General features: G+C 70.0%; 25 protein-coding genes and 1 tRNA gene. 5 read left to right on the top strand and 21 right to left on the bottom strand.

Annotated elements, in window-relative coordinates:
* Nucleotides 1-325: 325 nt before the first annotated feature.
* The 4 genes from RH864_RS12810 to mobF all read right to left on the bottom strand — a co-directional run bounded on the left by RH864_RS12810 (nucleotide 326) and on the right by mobF (nucleotide 5617).
* Nucleotides 326-1588 carry a hypothetical protein gene (locus tag RH864_RS12810; RefSeq protein WP_310517941.1) on the bottom strand — a complete coding sequence of 421 codons (1263 nt, stop codon included), beginning with the start codon at nucleotides 1586-1588 and terminating at the stop codon, nucleotides 326-328.
* 9 nt (nucleotides 1589-1597) lie between these two features.
* Nucleotides 1598-1864, bottom strand: coding sequence for a hypothetical protein (locus tag RH864_RS12805; RefSeq protein ID WP_310517940.1), 267 nt, complete (start codon nucleotides 1862-1864; stop codon nucleotides 1598-1600).
* Between the two features lie 98 nt (nucleotides 1865-1962).
* Nucleotides 1963-2433, bottom strand: coding sequence for a sulfate permease (locus RH864_RS12800; RefSeq protein ID WP_310517939.1), 471 nt, complete (start codon nucleotides 2431-2433; stop codon nucleotides 1963-1965).
* Between the two features lie 49 nt (nucleotides 2434-2482).
* Complete coding sequence (mobF, locus tag RH864_RS12795; RefSeq protein ID WP_449224133.1) at nucleotides 2483-5617, bottom strand: MobF family relaxase; 3135 nt, start codon at nucleotides 5615-5617, stop codon at nucleotides 2483-2485.
* A 343-nt stretch (nucleotides 5618-5960) separates the two neighbouring features.
* Here mobF and RH864_RS12790 point away from each other — a divergent pair, with 343 nt between their 5' ends.
* The 3 genes from RH864_RS12790 to RH864_RS12780 all read left to right on the top strand — a co-directional run bounded on the left by RH864_RS12790 (nucleotide 5961) and on the right by RH864_RS12780 (nucleotide 7594).
* Nucleotides 5961-6506: a hypothetical protein gene (locus RH864_RS12790; protein WP_310517938.1), complete on the top strand. Its 546-nt coding sequence runs from the start codon at nucleotides 5961-5963 to the stop codon at nucleotides 6504-6506.
* A gap of 67 nt (nucleotides 6507-6573) precedes the next feature.
* Nucleotides 6574-7032: a single-stranded DNA-binding protein gene (locus RH864_RS12785; RefSeq protein ID WP_310517937.1), complete on the top strand. Its 459-nt coding sequence runs from the start codon at nucleotides 6574-6576 to the stop codon at nucleotides 7030-7032.
* 7 nt (nucleotides 7033-7039) lie between these two features.
* Nucleotides 7040-7594 carry a hypothetical protein gene (locus tag RH864_RS12780; RefSeq protein ID WP_310517936.1) on the top strand — a complete coding sequence of 185 codons (555 nt, stop codon included), beginning with the start codon at nucleotides 7040-7042 and terminating at the stop codon, nucleotides 7592-7594.
* Between the two features lie 44 nt (nucleotides 7595-7638).
* Here RH864_RS12780 and RH864_RS12775 read toward each other — a convergent pair whose 3' ends face one another.
* The 12 genes from RH864_RS12775 to rplU form a co-directional block, all read right to left on the bottom strand.
* On the bottom strand, nucleotides 7639-8886 hold the full coding sequence (locus RH864_RS12775; RefSeq protein WP_310517935.1) for a tyrosine-type recombinase/integrase: 1248 nt from the start codon (nucleotides 8884-8886) through the stop codon (nucleotides 7639-7641).
* A gap of 46 nt (nucleotides 8887-8932) precedes the next feature.
* The gene (locus RH864_RS12770) at nucleotides 8933-9160 is read right to left on the bottom strand and encodes a helix-turn-helix transcriptional regulator (RefSeq protein ID WP_310517934.1); all 228 of its coding nucleotides are present in this window, start codon (nucleotides 9158-9160) and stop codon (nucleotides 8933-8935) included.
* A 174-nt stretch (nucleotides 9161-9334) separates the two neighbouring features.
* Nucleotides 9335-9410, bottom strand: a tRNA-Ala gene (locus RH864_RS12765).
* Between the two features lie 75 nt (nucleotides 9411-9485).
* Nucleotides 9486-9863: a ribosome silencing factor gene (gene rsfS, locus RH864_RS12760; protein WP_310517933.1), complete on the bottom strand. Its 378-nt coding sequence runs from the start codon at nucleotides 9861-9863 to the stop codon at nucleotides 9486-9488.
* 76 nt (nucleotides 9864-9939) lie between these two features.
* Complete coding sequence (locus RH864_RS12755; RefSeq protein WP_310517932.1) at nucleotides 9940-11004, bottom strand: hypothetical protein; 1065 nt, start codon at nucleotides 11002-11004, stop codon at nucleotides 9940-9942.
* On the bottom strand, nucleotides 11001-11600 hold the full coding sequence (gene nadD / locus RH864_RS12750; protein WP_310517931.1) for a nicotinate-nucleotide adenylyltransferase: 600 nt from the start codon (nucleotides 11598-11600) through the stop codon (nucleotides 11001-11003). Before nadD ends, RH864_RS12755 begins: the two co-directional genes overlap by 4 nt.
* A 17-nt stretch (nucleotides 11601-11617) precedes the next feature.
* Nucleotides 11618-11824 (bottom strand): hypothetical protein, encoded by a 207-nt coding sequence (locus RH864_RS12745; protein ID WP_310517930.1) that lies wholly within the window; start codon nucleotides 11822-11824, stop codon nucleotides 11618-11620.
* A gap of 73 nt (nucleotides 11825-11897) precedes the next feature.
* Nucleotides 11898-13166: a glutamate-5-semialdehyde dehydrogenase gene (locus RH864_RS12740; protein WP_310517929.1), complete on the bottom strand. Its 1269-nt coding sequence runs from the start codon at nucleotides 13164-13166 to the stop codon at nucleotides 11898-11900.
* Between the two features lie 9 nt (nucleotides 13167-13175).
* Nucleotides 13176-13994 carry a glutamate 5-kinase gene (gene proB, locus RH864_RS12735; RefSeq protein WP_310517928.1) on the bottom strand — a complete coding sequence of 273 codons (819 nt, stop codon included), beginning with the start codon at nucleotides 13992-13994 and terminating at the stop codon, nucleotides 13176-13178.
* Entirely contained in the window at nucleotides 13991-15508 is a 1518-nt protein-coding gene (gene obgE / locus RH864_RS12730) for a GTPase ObgE (protein WP_310517927.1), read from the bottom strand. Before obgE ends, proB begins: the two co-directional genes overlap by 4 nt.
* 72 nt (nucleotides 15509-15580) lie before the next feature.
* Nucleotides 15581-15838, bottom strand: a complete 258-nt coding sequence (gene rpmA / locus RH864_RS12725; protein ID WP_310517926.1) for a 50S ribosomal protein L27 — start codon at nucleotides 15836-15838, stop codon at nucleotides 15581-15583.
* Nucleotides 15839-15857: 19 nt separating this feature from the next.
* Nucleotides 15858-16166: a 50S ribosomal protein L21 gene (rplU, locus tag RH864_RS12720; RefSeq protein ID WP_310517925.1), complete on the bottom strand. Its 309-nt coding sequence runs from the start codon at nucleotides 16164-16166 to the stop codon at nucleotides 15858-15860.
* Between the two features lie 210 nt (nucleotides 16167-16376).
* Between rplU and RH864_RS12715 the strand changes: the two genes are divergently transcribed.
* The gene (locus RH864_RS12715; RefSeq protein ID WP_310517924.1) at nucleotides 16377-16661 is read left to right on the top strand and encodes a DUF4031 domain-containing protein; all 285 of its coding nucleotides are present in this window, start codon (nucleotides 16377-16379) and stop codon (nucleotides 16659-16661) included.
* Here RH864_RS12715 and RH864_RS12710 read toward each other — a convergent pair whose 3' ends face one another.
* On the bottom strand, nucleotides 16662-19442 hold the full coding sequence (locus tag RH864_RS12710; RefSeq protein WP_310517923.1) for an Rne/Rng family ribonuclease: 2781 nt from the start codon (nucleotides 19440-19442) through the stop codon (nucleotides 16662-16664).
* A gap of 271 nt (nucleotides 19443-19713) precedes the next feature.
* Here RH864_RS12710 and RH864_RS12705 point away from each other — a divergent pair, with 271 nt between their 5' ends.
* A complete protein-coding gene (locus RH864_RS12705) occupies nucleotides 19714-20340 on the top strand; it encodes a vitamin K epoxide reductase family protein (protein WP_310517922.1) in 627 nt (208 codons plus the stop codon).
* A 104-nt stretch (nucleotides 20341-20444) separates the two neighbouring features.
* Here RH864_RS12705 and ndk read toward each other — a convergent pair whose 3' ends face one another.
* The 4 genes from ndk to ileS are packed head-to-tail and all read right to left on the bottom strand — an operon-like array spanning nucleotide 20445 to nucleotide 26012.
* A complete protein-coding gene (gene ndk, locus RH864_RS12700) occupies nucleotides 20445-20867 on the bottom strand; it encodes a nucleoside-diphosphate kinase (protein WP_310517921.1) in 423 nt (140 codons plus the stop codon).
* Nucleotides 20864-21319, bottom strand: coding sequence for a DUF4233 domain-containing protein (locus tag RH864_RS12695; protein WP_310517920.1), 456 nt, complete (start codon nucleotides 21317-21319; stop codon nucleotides 20864-20866). The genes ndk and RH864_RS12695 overlap by 4 nt, the downstream gene beginning before the upstream one ends.
* A complete protein-coding gene (locus tag RH864_RS12690; RefSeq protein ID WP_310517919.1) occupies nucleotides 21316-22695 on the bottom strand; it encodes a bifunctional folylpolyglutamate synthase/dihydrofolate synthase in 1380 nt (459 codons plus the stop codon). Before RH864_RS12690 ends, RH864_RS12695 begins: the two co-directional genes overlap by 4 nt.
* On the bottom strand, nucleotides 22692-26012 hold the full coding sequence (gene ileS, locus RH864_RS12685; RefSeq protein WP_396129975.1) for an isoleucine--tRNA ligase: 3321 nt from the start codon (nucleotides 26010-26012) through the stop codon (nucleotides 22692-22694). Before ileS ends, RH864_RS12690 begins: the two co-directional genes overlap by 4 nt.
* Nucleotides 26013-26117 lie beyond the last annotated feature (105 nt).

The following is a 26117-nucleotide window of genomic DNA, read 5'->3' as shown; positions in this document are numbered from 1 at the left end:
CACCACCTTCGGCGACTCGTTCGCCGCGCTGCGCTTGCTGACATACTCCTCAGATGAGAATCTCGATCGGCTGGTAGGGGTTCGGGTCATACTCGGTGGCTCCTCCTACACGCGGCTATGCGCACTACAGTTACGTCCCCCCGGGGACTGCTCTCAGGGTAGTGGCGCAGACGGACATCGCCGCGGATGCGTCCAGTTCGGGGTGGCGCACGCCCAGGAGCCAGACTCAACGGGTCGCGAATCAATGCACAATCCGGTTTGAAAGAGAGCCAGGCAGTTCAATCCGAGGCTCTGAGGATTCAACGGCCCGCAGGTGCGGCTCGCCCTAGTGACCCAGACTCGACCCTCGACCTGGCTCGGCGCGGGACCATTCGCGGTCGACCGCGAACGTAACGCGCGCCCTCGCCGCTCGCACGGCTCTCCGAACGTCCTCGACCGTGAGTCGAGTGGTCGTCAGGTCGGGGACGAGTTCCTCGATTGCGACCTTGAAAACCAGGGACTCCAGGGGGGCCGGGGGTCGACGATGTAATCGGCGAGCCCGGTTCTCAATCGCCGCTTCGTCAGTCAACCGCGCTAGGTGCTTCTCGACGTGCGACGCGAGTAACTTCACGAATCGGTCGAACTGCTGACGCCGTTCTTCCAGCCGCATTACGGCCTGTGTACTACGACAGGCGGCTGCGACGTCCCGGCCCGTCAGAGGATCAATCCTGGGCAGGCGGTCGGTTACGATCTCCACTGCGCGGGCGAAAACGATGCGTTCGACGTCGACAGGAGGTAGGCCCACTCGCTCACGATGTGCGGCATACTCCTCCGCGAACTTCCGCATGGTGGCGCCATGCTCGAGCATGTGTTCGGTCAATGATCCGGCGAAGACAGTGAACTGCCGCACACGCTCGTTGAGCGACGGATCACCGAAGTATGCGTCGGCCTCTCGGTCGTGCGCACGCCGCTCCGCGGCGGACGTTGCGTGGAGCCGCTTGGGCGGCAGTCCAGCACGAGCCAGACGCCGCTTCAGCCTCCGCGCCGCAGCGTTCGCTTCCAACTCCGCCTGATAGATATCCGGATCGCTCCGCCGTTTGCGTTGAAGTTCCGCCCGACGCGCCTTGTTCCGATCAGCCCACTCCCTCGACGCGCGCCGCGTGCCCTCCGGGTCGGCGTCGCGGCGGGCAGCGGCGCGAGCGCTCACCTCTTCTCGGTGCGTCTCGTAGTAGCGGTTGTAGTACTCGCGCACCTTGTCGCGGTTCGCCTCGACCCATCGCCACTGGTACGTGCGCACCTGCTCGGGATGCTCCTCACGCCAGCGCTTCGACCGTTCCCTTGCCTTCCGCCTCGTCTCAGCCTCGCGACGCCTCCGCACGGCCGCGCGGCGAGCCGAGTCGCGATTCTGCTGGCGTGAACGATCGAGGTGCTCCTCGCGCCAGCGTCGGTTGAGCTCCCGAACTCGCTCCGGGTTGGCTGCCTTCCAGGCCCGGCTCTGCTCGTGGACGCGATCGAGATTCGCCTCCCGCCAGCGTCGCTTCACCTCGCGGGTGTGTTCGAGCTTCGCGGCAGCCTCAGCGGCCTCGTCGTCGTGATCCCGGTCAGGCACGGGCGAACCCTAGTCACCAGGTGGCGGTGCGAGCTCGATCACTAGGGCGAGGAGCTCGGAGCGATGCGCCGACGGATTGGTGATGACGCGTCCGACGACGGTGCGGAGGCGCTCGAGGTCCTCGGTCGGCAATCCTTCGATCGGCTCGAGGCAGTAGGCGATGTCCCGCTGCAGGTCGTAGTCGTCGTCGTCGACGGCGATCTCGGGGTAGTAGAACAGCGCCGCGAGCGCAGTTCGGCTCAGGAGGTCATCGAACTGCTCCTGCGGGACCGTCATGGCTGTACCTCCTGCTTGCGGCATCCTCGTGCCACAAGAATTGCGCGAAGAACAGGTGCGCCAACAGTGCCGTGCCGGTCATCCGGCGATGAGAATCTCTACCTGACCAGCTCGACCGACGCGTGGTCGACGACGCGGCCCGCAGGGACACCAATGCCAAGGACCTCATCCGCTTCGCGCGCACCCGCCGATGCCCGACGCGCACGGGCCTCCTGCGTCCGCACTCGAGCAAGCCGAACCAGCGTCGCTGGTCCTGCGACCGCGAACTTGAGCGCGTTCCAGACGCAGAGCAGCCCGACGAGATTGAGCCATCCGGGAGCGCCGCCTTCGGCGAGTCCGAAGCACAGCATCGCTCCAAGCCCGTAGGGAACCGCGAGCAGCATCGCCGGCACACCCCACTTGAGCCCCCGACGCGTGTGGATGGCGTCGAGCAGGAGGTTCGACGGCATGAATCGTCGGAGTGCGACGCGAGTGCGGGCGACGACCACCCAGATGAGTCCGAACATGCTGCAGCCCTCCATGCGTTCGGCGACGAGAACTTGGAAGGACCGCCGAGGATCGGGGGTCATGCCACCGCGACGAGCGGTGCAACGAAACGAGGTCGCCTACGACGGCATTCTAGAACCGCGGACCGACAGCCGGAAGGCGTGTCGGGACACTCGGCCGTTGGCGTCCGAACTCGGCCTCATGCTCGGTCATTTGCCGCGCGAGACAGAGAGCACGCCGGGCCCGCGCCGCATCCACCCGCTGGAGGTCGGTGACGGGTTCCCGCCCCAAGGCAGACTCGCTCGCGACACCGTACCGATCTCGGTAGGCCGCGACCAAGCGGGCCTGCCGGCGCCATGCCGCCATCGCCTGGGCCCCAGGCGTCCCGAGGACGACTACCCACGACTCCTTGGCTGCCAGCGCCCGATCGAGAAGCGCATCTGCGCGCGCCTCCATGAGATCGCGCCGCTCGTCGAGCGCACGCCGCGCGCCGGGGTCGATCGCCCCCAATGCCGCCGGAATGAGCCCCGCGATGAAATGAGCTTCACGGCGAGACGATCCACCTCGTGCACCGACACCACGCGCGGCCGCCACGGCGATCCGCGCGCGAAGAACCGCCGCGACATCCTGCGCATCATCGAAACCCCGCGCGCCGACGGCCGCCGAAAGCAGCTGCTCGACGTCGAAGCCGGCCGCCTCCCCGCGCCGCAGTTCGGCGCCAAGCGGTCCGAACGCTTCAGACGAGATCACAGCAGTTGCTTGCTCGTCGCCAAGGCCGGAAGTACGCACCAGCCCCGCCCACCGATCGCGCTGCGCCGCCGCCGCGATCGTCTCGTACTCCGCCGCGAGCTGCGCAATCGACCCCCACGAGTCCTGCTCCGCCGCGAGCGTCTCGTGCGCCGACAGTTCGGCGCCGACGTTCTGCAGCACCCCGTAGAGGACGCTCGGTGCCGTCACCGTCTCCGCGTCACCCGGTCGAGGGCCGGCGTGCGCGACATCCGGTCGGTCGACGGCGACATACGCGACATTCGACTCCCGCCCACGCGTCATCCCCACATAGAAGTTCTCTCGCGTCGTACCCGACGCGACCACGACGTGCGCGGTGTCGGTCGTGATGCCCTGCGCACGGTGAGCGGTCACGGCGTAGCCGAGCTCGACATGACATCTTGCGTACGCAGCGGGCAGCACGACGGTGCCGCTCCAGGAACGACCCGGCCGTTGCACCTCGATCGAACCGTCCTTGTGCACCGCCGCAACCGTCCACCGGTCCCCGTTGCGAACCCATCCCCCGCCCGCACGGCGGTGCCGATCGTTCCGGCGCGTGATGACGGTGTCGCCGACGGATGCCGCGGTCCCGTCGTGAAGAACCACTTCGCGTGTTGCGTCGACCCGCCCCTCCAAGATCAGCTCGCTGCGTGCACGGATGTTCATGGCCAGCACCGCCTCGTTCGATTCGCTGATCAGAAGACTCGCCTTGCCGGCGCGGGTGTCCGAACGCCAGGCTGCGTTGGCAGCATCTGCCATCGCCTCCGTGCTGCCTTCGACCACGCGCTCGTGCGCGACGTACTGGTCGATCGCGTCGGCCTGACCGTTGCGCAGCGACAGGGATGCCTCCTTCTCCCACGCGTGCGCGAAGCGATGCACCTCCGCGAGCTCGGCGACATCCGTTCGGTGGTGAACGAGCATCGAGAACGCGCCGCCGGCATCGACGGACTGCAGTTGGGCAGGGTCGCCGACGAGGAGGACCTTCGCTCCCCCGCGTTCGGCGAGCGCGGTGACTCGGTCGAGGTGCAGGGTGCCGGCGAGGGATGCCTCATCGACGATGACGAGCTGACCGGGCTGGAACGAGGTGCCCGAGGCCAGGTGGTCGTGCCACCACTTCGCGAGGTTCTCGGTCGGGATGCCGAGGTCCTCCGAGAGCACGTGGGCTGCCGCGGCGGATGGCGCGAGACCGACGACCGAACCGGCGCCCTGTGCTCGTTCCCAAGCTCGTCGAAGTGCGCTCATGGTGGTCGTCTTCCCTGTGCCGGCCGGCCCCACGAGCACGTCGACGACGCGCCCCGACGCGACGATCCTGGCGATCGCCTCGAGTTGTCGAGCGTCGACCAGCGACGTGCCTCGGCGGCGACCTAGCGTCGCCCGCTCCGTGGTTGGCGCGACACGAGGCGCCGTCTCGCGTTCTGAACGCTCAAGCAGGTTGGCCTCGGCCGCCATCACATCCGTCGACGTGAACACGGCGGAGTGCTTCGGTCGGAACACGGAGCTCCCGTCGGCTCGCTGGAAGCCGGCCGGGCTCGAGGCAAGCTCGGGCGGGGTCAGACGCAGCGACACCTGTTCCGCGGCATCGACGATCACCCCCACCACCGCCTCGCGGTCGGCGGCCGAAGCGAATCGAAGTCCCATCGTCTGGCGCGCCGCCTCGGCGACGAGGTTCCAGTGCCTCCAGGTGGAGCGCTTCTCGCTCACGCCGTGCATGACGGCTGCCCCGAGCGCTCGAATCTCAGAGAGCGGGAGATCGTGGGCCCTTAGCACGCCCTGCGATCCGTTCGCCGTCGCCGTGCTCGCCCAGCTCGTGGCATCCGTACCAAGCACGCGCGAAGCGCGCTCACGCCAACCTGCCGTGAGATCGGCGAGCGAGCGAACGTGCTTCACAGGTCGAGTCGACAGCGCGGCCTGCGCGCGCAGCTTCATGATGGTCACACGACGGGGACGACGCCCGTGCGCTGCGGTGTGCGCTTCGATCAGCCGGTCCGTCTCGAGGTCGATGTGCCGCGATCGCGTCGAGAACTCGGCGACCAGCGAGTCGGGAACCGTCGCGATGGCCCACGCGGGATTGCGGTCACGCCCGCGCGCCCGCTGCTCCCATTGCACGCCGATCAGGCGGCTCAGCGCGTCTGCGAAGAGCGCCTCTTGCAGCTCCGAGATCGCAACTACCGCCGCGTGCAGTGGTCGTCCGTCGAGCGAGCGCCACCGTCCGTCGAGCAGGGTCATGACCTTGTTGCTGATCACCACGTGCGTGTGCAGGTGCGGATCGCCGGCGCGACTGTCGAAGTGGTCGTACGCGGTTGCGATGACCCCCGAGACCTCGACCTGCGCAACCGCGCCATCGCGCACGGCAACCCCGGTGCGCGTCGCTGCAACCTCGCGCTCGAGATAGGCAAGGGACTCTGCAACCGCTGCATGGTGGGCTTGCACGATGAGCGCCTGTGTCGCCGCGTCCGCAATGCCCCAGAGCACGCTTGCCGACTTCGGAATCTGGTCGCCGATCCCGGCCGAGTCCCTTCAACCTCGCCTCCCTGAACACGCCTCCCAATTCCGGGCCGTGGTTGCCTCCGGGGCCGAAGTTGACTCCGCCTGGAAGCAGGGAAGGGTGCTGCTCGAGGAAGGCCTGAACGTCGTGCTCACTCGGATCGGAGTCCAGCAGGGTGCGCCACTCCGCGCCGACTTCGAGCGCGTACTGATCCCACGGTTGTGGCATCGGATGAGGAGCCTCATCAAAGCTAAGATGCGCAAAACGCTCCGCTCGCACGCCACCAGCCCCGGACTCGGTCATGGATTCGACCGTATCGAAAGCTCGCGGCCGGCGCTGCCTCGAATGTATGTTCGAATCATGCGATATTGGCAGCCAAAGCTCCGGGTCGTCCGGCCCGGCACCTGGCTGCAGTTCGACGGCAGCCGGCGCATCGCCGTCATCCGCGCAGTCAACGCCGGCTATCCCCCGCGCCCGCTCCTCCGCGCTGACACGTGGGCGGCGGGTGACGTCGCGCGAGATTTCATCGGCTACTTCCCCGTCGACGAGCTCCGGCTCTGCGCCGAGATGGTCTGGAGTCTCTACCAGGCAGCCGTCTCAATCCCGCCGAAGGACACCACGATGAACGCCAAGCCGCCCAACGCCAGCAACTGGCACCCGCTCCTCAACGCCGACGAGAACCGTCCAGGCTTCTGGACCCTACGCGACGCGGACGGCCACGCGTACGGCGGCATCCGGATCACCCGCCAGGGTGCCGACGTCTACTACCTCGCCCAGTACCGAGGCAATCCGATCGGCCGATTCGACCGACTCCGAACCGCGGTCGAGAACGTCCACCTCGCCCACGTCCGCGCCACGCAGCACCCGCGCGCACCGTTCGACCCCAGCTCCGTGCCGCGGCCGTGAACCGCTCAGCACACCTGTTCACCGAGCGGACCGTGTGGTTCGCCAAATGATCAGGAGGTCGAGTCCCATGGCTCTTCACACGCAGCAGTCGCTCTCCGGATTCATCGCCTCGGAGCCTCAGCAGTCGGTCACCGAGAACGGCGACACCCGCTTCTACGTCCGCATCGGCCAGCCGCACTTCCGCCGCGAGGACGACGGCACCTTCAGCGAGCTTGAGCCGAGCTTCCACGACCTCGTGACCTACCGGGCCACCGCGGAGCGCGCCCTCGCCCGGTTCGCGAAGGGCGACAGTTTCATCGCCGAAGGCTATGTCCGCACTTTCGAGGTCGAGCGCGAGGGCGCGATCGTCGAGCGCGAGGAGTTCGTCGCGAAGAAGATCGGCCATGACCTCGCCCGCACCAACTACGACGTCGACCGCTCTCGACGGCCGGGACCGACCATCGAGCACGCCACTCCCGATGCCCTCGCGGCCCGCCGGCCCGCGCTCGTGCGCGACGACCGATCCGGGCTCGGGCTCGGGCTGTGAGCCGACGATGACGGATGCCTCCGGTCCCTGGCAGGTCGACGACGACGCCCTCGGCGCCGATGCGTTCGATGACCTCGACGGACCCTTAACCGCGGAGCCGCCCCACCCGATCAACTGGAACCTCCTCACCGCCGAGGAAGCAGAGATCGAGTGGATGGAGCTCAACCGCTGGGTCAACTGGCTCCGCCGAACCTACGGCCTTCCGGCGTCGGTCGTGCCACCCTTCTGGCACCGCCACCCCGAACTCGTATGGGAACTCTCAGCGCTCCACCTCCACTGGCTCAGCGCCTACGACCCCGACCAGCACGGCTCGGCCCCATTCGGCTGGCACCGCGACTTCGCCGACGCCCGTCAACGCCTCCACGACTGGGTCGCGACCTCGGGTACGCGCCTCGATCGCGACCGGCCGACGCGACAAACCACGTGGCCTGGCGAGGTCACCGCCGATGCCGTCGAGGACGTAGCCATCGCCGACCGTGACGCAGACTTTGCCACGAGCGTCATGGAGGACTTGGTACGCCGACGCAGGTCCGAAGCAGGATTCGATTCGTCTCACACATAGAGCGGCTCGCAGCTCTGGGCTCCGTGGGGGCCACCACCATCCGCTCATCGTTGGGCCTCTCCTGTGCCCTGTTCGTCGTCATCTCGGCGGGCAGTCATGTCGAGCACCGCGCCATCCTGCTGCCGCGCCTGCTGTAGCGCACCGAGAACGGTCGACGTGTCCGGCGCCAGCACCGCACGCTTCGCGTAGTACTGCTCGGTCACGCGGGATCGCTTGTGCCCGGCGAACTGCGCGGCCCCTTCGATGCCCAGGGCATCCGCCACTGCAGTCACCGCGGACTTTCGGAGCGCGTGCGGCACGAGTTCCAGCTCGAGGCCGGCCCATTCGCGAACCCTCCGCAGGGCTCGGTGGACATCCTGCGTGCCGTTAGGCGCCCCCGTCCGGGTGTGGAAGACGAACTCGTTCCCACCGCGCGCGAGCCTCCGGCGCCGGAGCATCGGCACCAGCTCGACGGGAATCGTGACGACTCGCCAGCCGGCCTCGGACTTCAGATAGTCCTCATACCGCTTCGCCTGCCCCTTCGAGTCGACGATCTTGCCGGCGATCGTCACCTTCGGCGGTGTCGTATCGAGGTCGACGAACTGCCACTTGAGCCCCACGGCTTCGCTGACCCTTGCGCCGGTCGCCAGGATCAGATCGACGACATCGCCCAATAGGTCCGACGGCCTCGGGCCCATCCGATCGTCGCGTTCCTGGAAGTCGCGGATGATCGACCGGAACTCGCTCAACTGCATCGCGTCCGGCGCGTAGATCGGCTTCGGACGACGCTTCACGCTCTTCACCTCTCGCGCCGGGTTCGCGAGCATGAGGTCGTTCATGACGGCGTACGAGCAGATCTGGCTGATCAACGCCTTGCAGGTGTCGGCCTGCCGAGGGGTGTCCGCGTGGATCTCCTTGTAGACCCGCAGCACCGTCGTCGCCTTGATCTCCCGAAGCGTGAGCGCACCCATGAGCGGCGAGAGCTTCTTCTCGATCAACCTGAGGTTCTCGTGCCGCGTGGTGTCGCGCTGCTCGCCCGTGAACGCCATGTGCTCCATGTACTCGCGAGCGAGGTCGATGAACGGCGAGTCTCGCGTCAGCCCTCCGGGCACGACATGGACGGCCTCGTACTCCTCACGAACGAGCTCGAGGAGGGTCCTGCGTGCCTTCGCCTTGGAGGCGGCTCGGGTCCGGAGCCGGCCGTGGGTCCCGTCGAGGCGCCGGAATCGGATGGTGGCGTGCACCCGCCCCTCCGGCGTCTCCTGATACGAGATCTCGCCGTGCGAGCCGGGCTCCAGTTTGCGTCGTGCCATGGTGTTCGTCCTCTGCTGGAGCAGAGCAGACGTCCCGTCAACGCCGTCACCGTCGGTCCGTCCGATCCTTCAGCCAGGCCGCGACGTTCTCGCGGCTGTACCTGAGGTGCTTGCCGAGCTTCGTGGCCTTCGGGCCCACGCCCTCGAGCCGCCAGTGGTAGATCGTCTCCCTGGACAGTTGGAGGTACTGCGCGAGCTCGTCGACGCTGAGGTAGTCGCCGAGGTTCTCGACGAAACGGTAGGCCGGGACGTTGGGTTGGGGTGATCTGCTCATACTCCGTAGGAGTGCGCGTCATGCCGTGATGCCGACCGTCAGTGGGATCAGGATGTGGATGCCTGTGGAAGCCGTCCGCCGAGACGAAAAGAGCCCCAAAAAGGCCGCACGGGCCTTCCACAGGCCCCTCTGTAACGAGAAGACCCCTGAGAATCTGGGATTCATCAGGGGTTTTGGTGGATCTGAGGGGACTCGAACCCCTGACCCCCTGCATGCCATGCAGGTGCGCTACCAGCTGCGCCACAGACCCAGAGTGCTGCCCCGCTCTCGCGGGCAACGGATTCAGATTACACCGCGGTGGCCAGGAACTGAAATCGAGTGCGGCTCAGTCGCTCGGCTGCGTGGGCGCCTCGAGCATCGGCGCGACGGGGATCGGCGGGCAGTCGAGCCAGAGGCGCTCGAGCCCGTAGTACATGCGGTCTTCGCGGTGGAACACGTGCACGACGAGGTCGCCGAAGTCGAGGAGGACCCATCGGCCGTGTTCGCGACCCTCGCGCCGCAGCGCGCGTCCGCCCGAACGGTCCTCGACCTCGTCGGCGATCGCGAGCACGTTGCGCTCGGAGGTGCCGGTGACGAGGAGGAAGACGTCGGCGAACGGCATGGCGCCCGACACGTCGAGCGCGACGAGATCTTCACCGCCCTTGGCGTCGGCCGCGCGCGCGGCCACCGCGAGCTGGTCGAGAGCATGGGCAGAGGCGGTCATGCGTTCCCTTCGGGGACGAGGTCCCGGTCGGTGGGACCGGCGTGGAGACGGATGCGGCAGGCCATCGGGTTCCGGATCAGAAGATGCCCACCATCGCGCCGACGATGAGGCTCGCGACGACGCCGAGCGCGAGCACGCCGGCCGTGACGGCGAGCACGAGGGGCGCGTTCACGCCCTCCTTCTTCGGCGGCGCGATCATGTCACGCGGGTGTCCCTGCGTGCTCACGGCGCGGCTCGCGGACACCGGTGCGGCGCCCGCGCCTCCGGCGTCCTCGACATGGTCGATCAGGCGGTCGACGTCGCCCGTGTCGAGCTGGCTCGGGTGCAGGCCGGTGGCGCCGTAGCTGCGCGGAAGGTCGATCGAGCCCGTGACGATGATCTCGCCGCCGTCCGGGAGGGGCTGGGCGAGCGCGCTCTGGCTCGGCATCGACGGCAGGATGAGCGCGTTCGTCGTCGTCGGGACGCCGTGCGAGCCGCCGACGCCGCGTGCGAGCAGCTGATCGAACGGCTCGGGCTGCGCCTCGGGCAGATCGAGCTGCGAGGTCCAATGACCGACCGGCTTCGTCGTGAGCGCCGGCTCGTCGCCCGCCGTGTTCGCGGCCGGCTCGTGCGGCGTCGCCGTGCGAACCGGAACCGCACCGCGGATGGGCCCCGGCGTCTCGAGCTCGCCATCGTCCGGGTCGTCGTCGTCGGACTGACTGGACTCGATCAGGGCACGCAGCTCGCGCCTGGTCAGCGTGCGCTCGGGTGTCGGCTCGTCATCGTCGTCGAGGTCGGACCGACCCGACCACGGGAGCGGGTTCGCGCGGGGGGCGAACGGCGAGTCGTCGGCGGGCGCCGAGCCCTCGGCCTCGTCGGCGACCGGGGCCGCGACGGGACCGCCGAACGGCGAGCCCTCGGCGGCGGTCGTGCCGACCGCGCGCGGTGCGAAGGCGGGCGCCGGCTCGGAGGCGGGCTCCCCGGCCGCGGGAGCGGCCGGCGGGGCGGGCGGGAAGGCGGGCGCAGACTGCGGCGGCGGCGCGACGGGGAAGGCCGGCGCCGGAGCATCCGTCTGCGGGCTCGCCGATGCCGCCTGCTGCTCGAGCAGGCGCTCGCGCTCACGCAGCTCGCGACGCGTGAGGGGCCGATCCTGCGATGTCATTCGACACTCCGATAAAGGTGGTGCTTGGAGATGTACTGGACCACCCCGTCGGGTACGAGGTACCAGACCGGGAACCCCCGGCGCACCCGGCTCCGGCAGTCGGTCGACGAGATCGCCAGGGCCGGAACCTCCAACAAGGATACGTGCTGCTCGGGCAATCCCGAAACGGAGAGTACATGACCCGGGCGGCTGACCGCTACGAAGTGGGCGAGCTCCCACAGCTCGCTCACGTCGCGCCACGACAGGATCTGCGCGACCGCGTCGGCACCGGTGATGAAGAACAGCTCGGCGTCGGGACGCTCACGGCGGATGTCGTGCAGCGTGTCGATCGTGTACGTCGGCTTCGACCGGTCGATGTCGACGCGGCTCACCGTGAACCGCGGGTTCGACGCGGTCGCGATGACCGTCATCAGATAGCGGTGCTCGGGCGGCGTGACGACCTCTTTGTAGGAGGGGCGGCCCGTGGGTACGAACACCACCTCGTCGAGGTCGAACGACTGCGCCACCTCGCTCGCGGCGACCAGGTGCCCGTGATGAATGGGGTCGAACGTGCCACCCATCACCCCGACCCGGGGCCGACGAGCCTCACCCGACATTACGTGGACGACGCCGCTCAGTGCGCGGCGTGGTCGTCTCCGCCGTGGCGGGCTGCGTAGGCCTCCGACTTGAAGCGGTGGCGGTTGGCGACGTCGCGGTACGAGTAGGTGATGATGCCGAGCACCAGGAAGACGCCGAGCGCGATGAGGCCGTAGAAGAACGGGTCCATCGGCAGCTCGCGTGCGTGCACCGTCTCGGCGAAGACCGCGGTCACCAGGCTCATTCGGGTGGTCCTTTCGTTTCTCGCGTGTTCGCCGTTCGGCGGCGGGCACGCATCCGACAGTCTAGTGGGCCGCTCACTCGCGCACGTGGCCCGCGCCGCGGACGATCCACTTCGTGCTGGTCAGCTCGGGTAGGCCCATGGGGCCGCGGGCGTGCAGCTTCTGCGTCGAGATGCCGACCTCGGCACCGAATCCGAACTCGGCGCCGTCGGTGAACCGGGTCGAGGCGTTCACCATGACGGCCGCGGCATCGACCTCGTTGAGGAAGCGCTCGGCGTTGCCGAGGTCGTTCGTCACGATCGACTCGGTGTGCCTCGTCGAGTACCGGCGGATGTGGCGGAGCGCCTCGTCCATGGAGTCGACGATCCCGACGGACAGGTCGAGGCTCATGTGCTCGGTCGCCCAGTCCTCGTCGGTCACCGGCACGACCTCGGGCCGGATGGCTTGCACACGCTCGTCGCCGTGCACCGTCACACCGGATGCCTCGAGCCGCTCGACGACCGCGGGAAGCAGCCGATCGGCCGCCGCACGGTGCACGAGCAGGGTCTCGAGCGCGTTGCACACGCTCGGCCGCTGCACCTTCGCGTTGTGCACGAGCTCGACCGCCCAGTCGACGCGGGCGCTCTCGTCGAGGAACATGTGCACGACGCCGGCGCCGGTCTCGATCACCGGGACCTTCGCCTCGTCGACCACGGCGCGGATGAGCCCCGCGCTGCCGCGCGGGATCAGCACGTCGACGTAGTCGCGCGCCTGCATGAGGTGCTTGGCTCCCGCGCGGCCGTAGTCGTCGACCGTCGCGACCGCGTCGGCCGGCAGGCCGGAGGCCTCGTAGGCGTCGCGGAGCAGCTGCACGAGCACCCGGTTCGTGTGCTCGGCGGCCGTGCCGCCGCGGAGCACGACGGCGTTGCCGCTCTTCAGCGCGAGCGCGGCGATGTCGATCGTGACGTTCGGGCGTGCCTCGTAGATGGCGCCGACGACGCCGAGCGGGACGCGCACCTGGTCGATGCGCACGCCGCTCGGCAGCGACCGGCCCGAGACGGTCTCGCCGATCGGGTCCTCGAGCCGGACGACGTCGAGCACGGCGTCGGCGAGCGCCCCGATGCGGCGTTCGTCGAGCGTGAGCCGGTCGAGCAGACCCTCGCCGAGCCCGGCCGCGGCGCCGGCCTCGAGGTCGTCCTCGTTGGCTTCGACGATGTCGGTGCGCCGCTCGCGCAGCAGCCGTGCCACCTCCTCGAGCGCCGCATCCTTCTCGGCCGTCGTGGCGATCGCGAGGCGGAACGAGGCCTCTTTGGCCGCGGCGAGCCGGGCGTCGAGGAGTGCGGGGTCGAGGTCGGGGTGCGCCATGGCTCCAGCTTAGGAGAGCGTGACCTGCCCGGGCTCCGCGTGACGCTCGCTCGCGGGCTCGAACCAGGTGCCGAGCTCGCGGCCCGCGAGCGCGTCGGCGACGAGCGGGGTCGCGGTGATCAGCACCGCGCTGCCCGCGGACGCCGCGATCCGGGCCGCCGAGACCTTGGTCTCCGCGCCGCCGGTGCCGACGCCGGCCCGCCCGGCGGCGCCGATCTCGACGCCCGCGAGGTCGTCTCCGTACGGCACGTGCGCGATGCGCTCGGCGCCCGGCAGATGCGGCGGCTTCGTGTAGAGCGCGTCGACGTCGGAGAGCAGGACGAGCAGGTCGGCGCCGATGAGCTCGGCCACGAGCGCGGCGAGCCGGTCGTTGTCGCCGAACCGGATCTCGTGCGTCGCGACGGTGTCGTTCTCGTTGACGATCGGGAGGATGCGCAGCCCGAGGAGCCGCTCCATGGCGCGCTGCGCGTTCTGCCGGGGCGTGGCGTTCTCGAGGTCGCCGGCCGTGAGCAGCACCTGGCCGGCGAGGATGCCGTGCCGGTCGAGGCTGGTCTGGTACCGCCACATGAGCACGTTCTGCCCGACCGCGGCGGCGGCCTGCTGCGTGGCGAGGTCGGTCGGCCTGCCCTCGAGGTGCAGGAACGGGATGGCCGTCGCGATCGCGCCCGACGACACGAGCACGACCTCCGCGCCGCGCGCGTAGGCGGCGGCGAGGGCGTCGACGAGCGGCTCGATCTGCCCGGCGTTCTCGCCGCTCACCGACGACGAGCCGACCTTGACGACGATGCGGGTCGCGGTGGGGATGTCGGATCGACTCCGCGGGGTCACTTCGCGTTCTCCTCCTCGTCGTCGGACCAGAGGCCGGCCTCGCGTTCGCGCTCGAGCTCGGCCCGCGCCTCCGCCTTGGCGTCCATGCGCTCGTGGTAGTCCTGCTTGCGCTCGGCGCGCGTGGCGCGACGGTGATCGTCGAGCCGCACGTCGGTGCCGCGCGGTGCCGTCATCAGCTCGGCGGTCGAGGTCAGCGTCGGCTCCCAGTCGAAGACGACGCCCGCGCCCGGCCCGATCACGACCGTCGAGCCCGCGACGGCGCCGGCCCGGACGAGTGCGTCCTCGACGCCCAGCTTCGCCAGCCGGTCGGCGAGGAATCCGACGGCCTCGTCGTTCGTGAAGTCGGTCTGCGCGACCCAGCGCTCGGGCTTCCCGCCGAGCACGCGGTAGGTCGTGCCGTACGTGCCGCCCTCGGCGCGCACGACGAAGTCCTGCTCGTCGACGGCCTTCGGCCGCATGATGATGCGCGGGCCCGCGGGCGCCGCCGCGGCCTCGCGACGCGCCTCGTCGACGATGTCGCCGAGCGCGAAGCCGAGCTGACGCAGCCCCTCGTGCGAGACCGTCGAGATCTCGAACACGCGATAGCCGCGGGACTCGAGCTCGGGTCGCACGAAGTCGGCGAGCTCGCGCGCCTCGGGCACGTCGACCTTGTTCAGCGCGACCAGCTGCGGCCGGTCGAGCAGCGGCACCTGCCCCTCGGGGACGGGGTAGGCGGCGAGTTCGGCGAGGATGACCTCGAGGTCGCTGACCGGGTCACGGCCCGGCTCGAGCGTCGCGCAGTCCAGCACGTGCAGCAGCGCCGAGCAGCGTTCGACGTGGCGCAGGAACTCGAGCCCGAGCCCCTTGCCCTCGCTCGCGCCCTCGATGAGGCCGGGGACGTCCGCGACGGTGAACCGGTGGTCGCCCGCCTCGACGACGCCGAGGTTCGGGTGCAGGGTCGTGAACGGGTAGTCGGCGATCTTCGGCCGGGCCGCGGACATGGCCGCGATGAGGCTCGACTTCCCGGCCGACGGGAAGCCCACGAGGGCGACGTCGGCGATCGTCTTGATCTCGAGCGTGACCTCGCCCTCGTACCCGGGCGTGCCGAGCAGGGCGAAGCCGGGCGCCTTGCGCTTCGTGGTCGCGAGTGCGGCATTGCCGAGCCCGCCCTGACCGCCCGGCGCGACGATGAACCGCATGCCGGGCTCGTCGAGGTCGGCGAGCTCCTCGCCCCGCTCGTCTTTCACGACGGTCCCGACGGGCACCGGCAGCTCGACGTCTTCGCCGGTCGAGCCCGAGCGGTTGTCGCCCATGCCGGGCTGGCCGTTGGGCGAGGTGCGGTGCGGACGGCCGTGGTAGGCCAGCAGGGTCGTCACCTGGGGGTCGGCGACGAGCACGATGTCACCGCCGGCGCCGCCGTTGCCGCCGTCGGGGCCGGCGAGCGGCTTGAACTTCTCGCGACGGACGGACACGCAGCCGTTTCCGCCGTGTCCGGCCTTCACGAACAGCCGGACCTCGTCGACGAAGCTCACCATGAGCTGGTCACTCTCACCTTCTGGAAACACGTGAGGGCGAGCCGAAGCCCGCCCTCACGAAGATTCGATCGACTACGCGTCGACCGAGACGATGTTGACGACCTTGCGGCCGCCCTTCGCACCGAACTGCACCGAGCCGGCCTCGAGCGCGAACAGCGTGTCGTCGCCGCCGCGGCCGACGCCCGCGCCCGGGTGGAAGTGGGTGCCGCGCTGGCGGACGAGGATCTCGCCGGCCTTGACGACCTGACCGCCGAAGCGCTTCACGCCGAGGCGCTGGGCGTTCGAGTCACGACCGTTGCGAGTGGAGCTCGCTCCCTTTTTGTGTGCCATGTCAGTCTCTCCTGAGCCGTTACTTGATGCCGGTGACCTTGACGCGCGTGAGCTCCTGACGGTGGCCCTGGCGCTTCTTGTAGCCGGTCTTGTTCTTGAACTTCTGGATCACGATCTTCGGGCCGCGGAGGTCGCCGAGGACCTCAGCCGTGACCGTGACCTTCGCGAGCGACTTGGCGTCGGAGGTGATCTTGTCGCCGTCGACGAGGAGGACGGGGGTCAGCTGAACCGAGCCGTTCTCGTCGGCCTTGATGCGGTCCATCGTCACGATGGTGCCGACCTCGACCTTCTCCTGCCGACCGCCGGCGCGCACTACTGCGTAAACCACTGCTCGTACCTATCTACTGAATGGGATGTCACTTGTCTTGAAAGCGTCACTGCGCCGGACCCCAGCGGGAAGGAGGGTCGTGCCAGAAAACTTGCGGGCACTCCGGGATAAGCGGAGGGCACCAGCGGTCGAGTTTACCGGATGCCTCGTGGCCGGTCAAACGCGCGCCGGCACCGTGTCGCTCCCCGCACCCGACCTAGAATCGCCGACATGACGGTCCTGATCGACACGCCGCTGTGGCCGAACCACGGCACGCTCTGGGGGCACCTCGTGAGCGACGCGTCGCTCGAGGAGCTGCACGCGTTCGCGCGGAGGGCGGCGGTCCCCGCCCGGGCCTTCGATCTCGACCACTACGACGTGCCCGTCGAGCGGTACGACGAGCTCGTCGCCGCGGGCGCGACGCCGGTCGAGCCGCGTGAGCTCGTCCGGCGCCTCGCGCGCAGCGGCCTGCGCGTCACCCCGAAGCAACGGCACGGGCGCGGGCAGCCGAACTGATCAGCCCTGGCCGCCGTCAGCGGCGTCCTCGGGACGTACGATGACGGGAGCCGATCCGTTTCCGCTCAACGCCGCCGTCGAGACCCGTCGGCTGCGGCCCCGGCCCTCGCCTGGCTTCTTGGGCGCGGGCAGCGCGTCGAGCACCGAGCCGAGCAGCGCGTCGGGGTCGGCCGCGGGACGCGAACGCTCCCGACGGTCGGGCAGGTCGGGCAGTCCGGGAAGGTCCAGGGTGGGCGCGGGCGCGGATGCCTCGGCGGACGGCGCCTGGCCGGAGGCATCCGTTCGACGCGACGCCGACGACCGGGTCTCCCCCGCGTCGGTGCGTCCGCCTGCGGACGCACCCTGCGACGGCGCGCGCTCGGCCGGTGCGGCCTCGACGGGCGCCGCCTCGGCCGCGGGAGCCGACTGCTCCTTCGACGCGCGACGGTGCCGGCCCCGGCGACCGCCCGGCGCGCTCTCGCCGGACTCGTCGGGGTGCGACGCGCGGCCGTGCTTCGGCGCGCCCGCCTCTGCCTGCTCCGACCCGCTCGCGGCGGACCCGCCGGTCCCGGTCGCCGGCGCGTCGGCCTTGCCCTCCTCGCCGTTCGCGTGCGCGATCGTCGACGCGGCGATCTGCGCGAGCGCGTGCTTGACGTCCTCGGTGATCTCGTGAGCCCCGTTGTGGTGTCCCGTCGGGGCCGGCTGCGGTTGCTGCTGCGGCTCGCGCGAGCCGCCGCCGCGGTTGCGGCGACCGCCGCGCTCGACCTGCTGCTGCGGGGCGCGGTGCTTCATGATCGGCTCGTGGTGCACGATGATGCCGCGGCCCGCGCACACCTCGCACGGCTCGCTGAACGTCTCGAGCAGCCCGAGGCCGAGCTTCTTGCGGGTCATCTGCACGAGGCCGAGCGAGGTCACCTCGGCGACCTGGTGCTTGGTGCGGTCGCGTGACAGGCACTCGACGAGCCGGCGCAGCACGAGGTCGCGGTTCGACTCGAGCACCATGTCGATGAAGTCGACCACGATGATGCCGCCGATGTCACGCAGGCGCAGCTGGCGCACGACCTCTTCGGCGGCCTCGAGGTTGTTCTTCGTCACGGTCTCTTCGAGGTTGCCGCCCGAGCCGACGAACTTGCCGGTGTTGACGTCGACGACGGTCATCGCCTCGGTCCGGTCGATCACGAGCGAACCGCCCGACGGCAGCCAGACCTTGCGGTCGAGCGCCTTCTCGATCTGCTCGCTGATGCGGAACTCGTCGAACGCGTCACGCTCGCCCTCGTACGCCTCGACCCGCTCGAGCAGGTCAGGCGCGACGGCACGCAGGTACTTCTCGATGGTCTGCCGGGCCTCGTCGCCCGCGATGATCATCTTCTGGAAGTCCTCGTTGAAGACGTCGCGGACGATCTTCACGAGCAGGTCGGGCTCGGAGTGCAGCAGTGCGGGCGCCTGCACCTTCTCGAGCGAGGTCGAGATGTCGGACCACTGCGCGGTCAGGCGGTTGACGTCGAGCGTGAGCTGCTCCTCGGTCGCGCCCTCGGCCGCGGTGCGCACGATGACGCCCACGTTCTCGGGCAGCACGGCCTTCAGGATCTTCTTCAGGCGCGCACGCTCGGTGTCGGGGAGCTTGCGGCTGATGCCGTTCATCGACCCGTTCGGCACGTACACGAGGTAGCGGCCCGGCAGCGAGACCTGGCTCGTGAGCCGCGCGCCCTTGTGGCCCACGGGGTCTTTGGTGACCTGCACGAGCACCTTGTCGCCGGGCTTCAGGGCCAGCTCGATGCGCCGCGGCTGGTTCTTCTCGCCGTTCTCGGCGGCGGCCTCCCAGTCGACCTCGCCCGAGTAGAGCACCGCGTTGCGGCCGCGGCCGATGTCGACGAAGGCGGCCTCCATGCTCGGCAGCACGTTCTGCACGCGACCGAGGTACACGTTGCCGATGAGCGAGGCGTCCTGGTTGCGCGCGACGTAGTGCTCGACGAGCACCCCGTCCTCGAGCACGCCGATCTGGATGCGGCCGCCCTTCTGCCGGACGATCATCTGCCGGTCGACCGACTCGCGGCGCGCGAGGAACTCCGACTCGGTGATGATCGCGCGGCGGCGGCCCGCGTCGCGGCCGTCACGGCGTCGCTGCTTCTTCGCCTCGAGGCGCGTCGAGCCCTTGACCTTCTGCGGCTCGGTGATGAGCTCGGGTTCGCGGGGCTTCCGCACCTTGACGACGGTGTTCGCGGGTTCATCGCCCTGCCTGCGCTCGTCCTCGCCGCTCCGGCGCCGGGTGCGACGGCGGACGCTCGAACCGGACTCGTCGCCCGACGGCCCGGCGTCGCGTGCGTCGTCGGTGACCTTGAGCACCGGCGGGGCGCGGAAGATCAGCGAGGTCGTGGTCAGACCCGCGGTGATGGGCTCGAGCTCGGGCGCGGTGGGCGTCTCGGGCTGCGCGGATGCCTCGGCCTCCGGTGCGGGCTCGGCGCCGGCGGGCTCGGCGGCCGAGCCGGTGCCTGTCGCCCGGGACTCGCCGGTGGTCTCGGCGCCGGATGCCTCGTCAGCACCCTGCGCGGCCTGGCTCGCACCGCCCGCGTCGGGCACCGCCGCCGGGGACTCGTGTGCGGCCGTCGGCGCGTCGCCGGCCCCGCCGGGGGCTGACGCCGGAGCGGGGTGGTCCGCGGCGCGGTCGGGGCTCGTCACGGGCACATCGGACGGCGGTACCGCCGCGCTCCTGGACCTCGAGCGCCGCGAGCCGAAGAGCCCACGTCGCCTGGGTGTGCCGTCGTTGCCGGAATCGTTCGTCTGCTGGTCGTTGCCTTCCACCATCTCTGGTGCACTCCTATGCCGGTCGGGATGGCCGCGCCATCCCTCCCCGGTACTCCTCGGAGCGGAGGTGCGCGGTGCGCGTCTCCGCCAAACCTTCTCTGCGGCGACCGGCGTCAGCCGGTGCCTCCTCTTCGCGGTGCGTTCACCGCCGTACGGATGCCTTCGCATCCAAAGCCTTCGTTGGCGTCGACCCGGGCGCGGCCCGGGCAACTGATCCGATTATCGCACGGCTGCACAGCGACTGCCTGAACCGGCATGCCATAATCCGTCCATGGCCGACACCCGACCCCGTTCCGGCACGCGTGCGCTCGGCGTCTTCCTGCTCATCGTCGGCGCGTTGGGGCTGCTCGCGGCGTTCGAGCTCTCGGTCGAGAAGATGCTCTCGCTCGCCGACCCGGACTACGACCCGTCGTGCAACGTCGGGGTGCTCGTGGGCTGCAGTGTGAACCTCGGCTCGTGGCAGGGCGCGGTCTTCGGCTTCCCGAACCCGTTCGTCGGGCTCATGGCCTGGCCGGTCGTCATCACGATCGGCGTCGCGCTCATCGGCGGGGTGCGCTTCCCGCGGTGGTTCTGGCTGGGGTTCAACCTCGGCGTGGCCGGTGCGCTGGTCTTCGTGGGGTGGCTCATCGCGCAGAGCATCTACGTGCTCGACGTGCTGTGCCCGTGGTGCATGCTCACGTGGGCCGTGACGATTCCGACGTTCTGGGCGGTCACGCTCGACAACCTCCGCGCCGGCCGCATCCCGGCCTCGGCCCGGGTCCGCCGGCTCGCCTCGGCGTGGTACACGTGGATCCCGCTCATCACGGTGATCTGCTACGCCATCGTGGTCCTGCTCGCGCAGGCGCAGATGAACGCCATCCCGCGGGTCATGATCGACCTGCAGAACCTCTTCCGCTGAGCTGACCCCACGGCGAGTGATACCGATCGGCCTCGAGTGTGCGCCGGAATCGGTCACACTCGTGGCCGATCGGTATCACTCGGCGGGGTCGGCGGTGGGGAGGGTCAGGCGAACCAGAGCGCGAGCTCGCGCTCGGCGGACTCGACCGAGTCGGAGCCGTGCACGAGATTCTGCTGCACCGCGAGACCCCAGTCACGGCCGAAGTCGCCGCGGATCGTGCCGGGTGCCGCGGTCGTGGGATCGGTGGTGCCCGCGAGCACGCGGAAGCCCTCGATCACCCGGTTTCCGGCGACGCGGATCGCGACCACGGGGCCCGACTGCATGAACTCGACGAGCGGCTCGTAGAACGGCTTGCCCTCGTGCTCGGCGTAGTGCTCGGCGAGCAGCGACCGGTCGGCCTGCACGAGCCGGATGTCGACGAGCGAGTAGCCCTTCGCCTCGATGCGGCGGAGGATCTCCCCGGTGAGGTTGCGGGCCACCCCGTCGGGCTTGATGAGGACGAGGGTCTCCTCGATGGCGGTGCTCATTCACGTTCCTTCCCTGCCGCGTCGTGCGCGGCCCTGTTTCGGTCGATGCGTGCTCCGGCGACCATGCAGTAGGCCCACATGCCGCCGAACACGAGGCCGACGATGATCATCGCCGGGTTGAGGATGCCGGCTGCGAGGATCACGACCTGGATCCCCCAACCGAGCCAGTAGGCCCACCGGTGCCGCAGCAGGCCGATCGTCGCGATCGTGAGCAGCACCAGTACGCCGCCGACCACGAGAATGCTCCAGCGCGGCAGCCCGAACGGCGTCTCGCCGTCGACGGCGAGGCCCCAGATCGCGAGCGCCGCGAGGAACACGACGAAGATCTCGAAGGCGAGCACGATCGACGCGAGGCTCCGCTGCAGCGATCGCGGCGCGGGCGCCGCGGCCGGTTCGGGGTTCACGTCGGGTCCGGGCGTCATGGCCGGTTCGGGGGCGGCGGCCTCGTTCATGCGTGCCCCCATTCACGGTCGTGCGCGAACGCGAGCGCGTCGCCGACCAGGGTGATCGATCCGGTCACGACGACCCCGCGTCCTGGCGCTTCGGCGGCCCAGTCGCGCGCGTCCTCGAGCGCGTCCTCGTAGCGTTCGACGACCTGCACGCGTTCGGCGCCGACGATCCCGGCGACGACCGCGCCGAGGCGATCGGCGGGCACGGCACGTTCGGACTCCGACTGCGTCACGATGAAGCCGGCCCCGGTCGGCGCCAGCTGACGCACGATGCCCTCGGCATCCTTGTCGGCGAGCACGCCGAGCACGATCACGAGGTCGCTGAAGTCGAAGTACTCCTCGAGCGCGGCCACGAGCGACTCGGCGCCGTTGGGGTTGTGCGCCGCGTCGACGATGACGGTCGGATCCGCCGCGATGCGCTGCAGCCGGCCGGGCGACGTGACCTGCGCGAGGCCGGCCTGCACGACCTCGTCCGCGAGCCGGACCGTCCCGCCGCCGAGGAAGGACTCGACGGCGGCGATCGCCAGCGCGGCGTTCTCGGCCTGGTGCCGCCCGAACAGCGGCAGCTCGAGGTCGCGATACTCGCCCGCGAGCCCGCGGACCGAGACGACCTGGCCGCCGACCGCGACCTGGCTGCCGAGCACCGCGAACCCACCGCCCTCGACCGCGAGCGTCGCGTCGTTCCGCTCGGCGACCTCGCTGAGCACCGTGAGCACCTCGGCCGGCTGGAACGCGGTGACCACGGCCGCGCCGGGTTTGACGATGCCCGCCTTCGTGCGGGCGATCTCGGTGACGGTCGAACCCAGCCGGGCGACGTGGTCCAGCGCGATCGGCGTGAACACCGCGACCTGGCCGTCGGCCACGTTCGTCGAGTCCCATTCGCCGCCCATGCCGACCTCGAGCACCACGACGTCGACCGGCGCGTCGGCGAACACCGCGAATGCGAGCACGGTGAGCGCCTCGAAGTACGTCAGCACGGGCTGCCCCTCGCGGGTCAGCTCGGCGTCCACGAGTTCGAGGTAGGGGCTGATCTCGGACCAGATGCGCGCGACGTCGGCATCGCCGGCCGGTTCGCCGTCGACCACGATGCGCTCGGTGAACCGTTCGAGGTGCGGGCTCGTCATGAGTCCGGTGCGCAGGCCGTTGGCGCGCAGCAGGCTTTCGATGATGCGTGCCGTCGAGGTCTTCCCGTTCGTGCCCGTGAGATGGATGACCGGCGCCGCCCGGTGGGGGTCGCCGAGCACCTCGACGGCGCGGAGCGTGGCCGACAGCCGCGGCTCGGGCGCCTGCTCGCCGACGCGTTCGAGCAGGGCCCGGTACACCGCGTCGGCCGCGTCGCGGTCGGAGGCGCCGGATTCGTCCGGGAGCTGGTCGGTCATCGTTTCTCCAGGTCGACGAGGAGCGTCGAGGACTCGCCGACGGTGCGGGCCCCCTCGATCGCGGACAGGTCGACACCGGGGGTGTCGAGGACGGCGATCTCGAGCTCGGTCGCGAGGGTCTCCCCCGCGATGAGCTCGCGGTGGGCCGCGGCGGCGGTCGCACCGCCCGGGTCGAGGGTCAGCCCGAGCCGGATGCGGTCGCCCACGTCGAGCCCGTGGGCCTTCCGGGTCTCCTGCACCGCGCGCACGATGTCGCGTGCGAGCCCTTCGGCCTCGAGCTCGGGCGTCGTGGCGGTGTCGAGGATCGTGAAGCCGCCGTCGGCGAGCAGGCCGAGCGCGCGCTCCCCGTCGCCGGCGCCGCCGGCCTCGAGCACGAGCTCGTACTCGCCCGGCTGCAGGGCGATCCCGCCCGAGACGACCCCCTCGCCGTTCACGGACCAGTCGCCCGAGCGCGCGGCCTGGATCGCCTGCTGGACGGTCTTGCCGAGCCGCGGGCCCGCAGCCCTGGCGTTCACGGTCAGGCGCTTGGTGACGCCGAACCGGTCGGCGCTCGCCTCGTCGAGCGCGACGAGCTCGACGCGCTTCACATTGAGCTCGTCGCGCAGGATCGCCTCGAACGGCGCGAGCGCCGAGGCATCCGCCGTCACGACCGTGAGCGACGCGAGCGGCAGCCGCACGCGGCGACCCGCCTGCTTGCGGAGCGCGAGGGTCGTGCTCGAGATCTCGCGGACCGCGTCCATGGCCGCGACGAGCGCGTGGTCGGCCGGGAACTCGGAAGGCTCTGGCCAGTCCTCGAGGTGCACGCTGCGCCCGCCCGTGAGACCGCGCCAGATCTGATCGGTGACGAGCGGCAGCATGGGCGCGGCGAGCCGCGTGAGCGTCTCGAGCACGGTGTACAGCGTGTCGAACGCCTCGGATCCGGCACCGTCTTCGCCGACACCCGACCAGAACCGGTCGCGCGAGCGCCGCACGTACCAGTTCGTCAGCACGTCGCCGAAGTCGCGGAGCTTCTGCGCCGCGAGCGGCGAGTCGAACGCGTCGAGGTCGGCCGTGACCGCCTCGACCAGCTCACGCAGCTTCGCGAGCAGGTACCGGTCGAGCACGTCGGTCGAGTCGGTACGACGCCGGGCCTCGTAGCCGCCCTCCCGCGCCGTGTTGGCGTAGAGCGAGAAGAAGTACCAGGTGCTCCAGAGCGGCAGCATGAGCTGGCGCACGCCCTCGCGGATGCCCTCCTCGGTGACGATGAGGTTGCCGCCGCGGAGCACCGAGCTCGACATCAGGAACCAGCGCATGGCGTCGGAGCCGTCGCGGTCGAACACCTCGGCCACGTCGGGGTAGTTGCGCAGCGACTTCGACATCTTCTGCCCGTCGCTGCCGAGCACGATCCCGTGGCTGACGACGTTCTTGTAGGCGGGCCGGCCGAAGAGCGCGGTCGAGAGCACGTGCATGACGTAGAACCAGCCACGCGTCTGCCCGATGTACTCGACGATGAAGTCCGCCGGGTGATGCGTGTCGAACCAGTCCTGGTTCTCGAACGGGTAGTGGACCTGTGCGAACGGCATCGACCCCGAGTCGAACCACACGTCCAGCACGTCGGGGATGCGACGCATCGTCGACCGGCCGGTCGGGTCGTCGGGGTTCGGGCGGGTGAGGTCGTCGATGTACGGCCGGTGCAGGTCGGGCTCGCCGTGCGCGTTGAGCGGCAGCCGGCCGAAGTCGCGCTCGAGCTCCTCGAGCGAGCCGTACACGTCGATCCGCGGGTACTCGGGGTCGTCGCTCTTCCAGACCGGGATCGGCGAGCCCCAGTACCGATTGCGGCTGATGGACCAGTCGCGGGCGTTCGCGACCCACTTGCCGAACTGCCCCTCCTTGACGTTCTCGGGCACCCAGGTGATCTCCTGGTTGAGCTCGCCCATCTCGTCGCGGAACTCGGGCACGCGCACGAACCAGCTCGAGACCGCCTTGTAGATGAGCGGGTTCCGGCAGCGCCAGCAGTGCGGGTACGAGTGCTCGTAGCTCGCCTGGCGCAGCAGACGGCCCTGGGCCTTCAGCAGCTGGGTCAGCGGCTTGTTGGCGTCGCTCCACAGCAGGCCGGCGACATCGGTCACGACCGGCAGGAACCGGCCGGCGTCGTCGAGCGAGATGACGACCGGGATGCCGTTCGCCTCACCGATCTTCTGGTCCTCCTCGCCGTAGGCGGGGGCCTGGTGCACGATGCCGGTGCCGTCGTCGGTCGTGACGTAGTCGGCGACGAGGATGCGCCACGCGTTCTGGAGGCCGTAGGCCTCCACGTCGGCGTAGTAGTCGAAGAGCCGGTCGTACGTCACGCCCTCGAGCTCGGCGCCGCGGATCGTGCGCGACACGGCGGCGCGCGCGGCCTCGGCCGAGTCGTACCCGAGCTCCTTGGCGTAGTTGCCCACGAGGTCGAGCGCGAGCAGGTAGTCGGCGCCCAGCACCTCGAGCTCGCCGCCCGGCGTGATCTTCTCGCGGTTGACCGTCGCGTCGGGCGTGCCGTTCGGCCCGGCGGGCACGACCGCGTACTCGATGTCGGGCCCCACGGCGAGCGCGAAGTTGGTCGGCAGGGTCCAGGGCGTCGTCGTCCACGCGAGCGCGCGCGTCGCGGTGAGCCCGAGCGTCTCGGCCTTGGCACCGGTGAGCGGGAACGTGACCGTGACGGTCTGGTCCTGACGCATCTTGTAGACGTCGTCGTCCATGCGCAGCTCGTGGTTCGACAGCGGGGTCTGGTCGCGCCAGCAGTACGGGAGCACCCGATAGCCCTCGTAGGCGAGCCCCCGCTCGTGCAGTTGCTTGAACGCCCAGATGACCGACTCCATGAACGTCACGTCGAGCGTCTTGTAGTCGTGCTCGAAGTCGACCCAGCGCGCCTGGCGCGTGACGTACTCCTGCCACTCCTTGGTGTAACGGAGCACGGAGGAACGGGCGGCCTCGTTGAAGGCCGCGATGCCCATCTCCTCGATCTGGCTCTTGTCGGTGATGCCGAGCTGCCGCTCGGCCTCGAGCTCGGCGGGCAGCCCGTGCGTGTCCCAGCCGAACCGGCGGTGCACCTGCTTGCCGCGCATGGTCTGGAACCGCGGGAACACGTCCTTGGCGTACCCGGTGAGCAGGTGACCGTAGTGCGGCAGGCCGTTCGCGAACGGCGGGCCGTCGTAGAAGACCCACTCGGGGGCGCCTTCGCGCTGGTCGATCGACGCCTGGAAGGTGTCGTCGGCCTTCCAGAAGGCGAGCACCTCGCGTTCGATGGCCGGGAAGTCGGGAGAGGGGGTCACGCCTGACTCGTCTGGGGTGCGCGGGTACACGCTCGCTCCTTGCGGGGACGGATGCTTCCACGAGGACGGCGCCGGCTCGAAGAACCCGCGTCGCGGTACCACCTCGCGTGTCCCGGGCGGACCCGGAACCCCTCG

The organism is Agromyces aerolatus, from assembly GCF_031432255.1.
Taxonomy (GTDB): Bacteria; Actinomycetota; Actinomycetes; order Actinomycetales; family Microbacteriaceae; genus Agromyces.
This window is presented reverse-complemented; position numbering and strand designations above follow the sequence as displayed.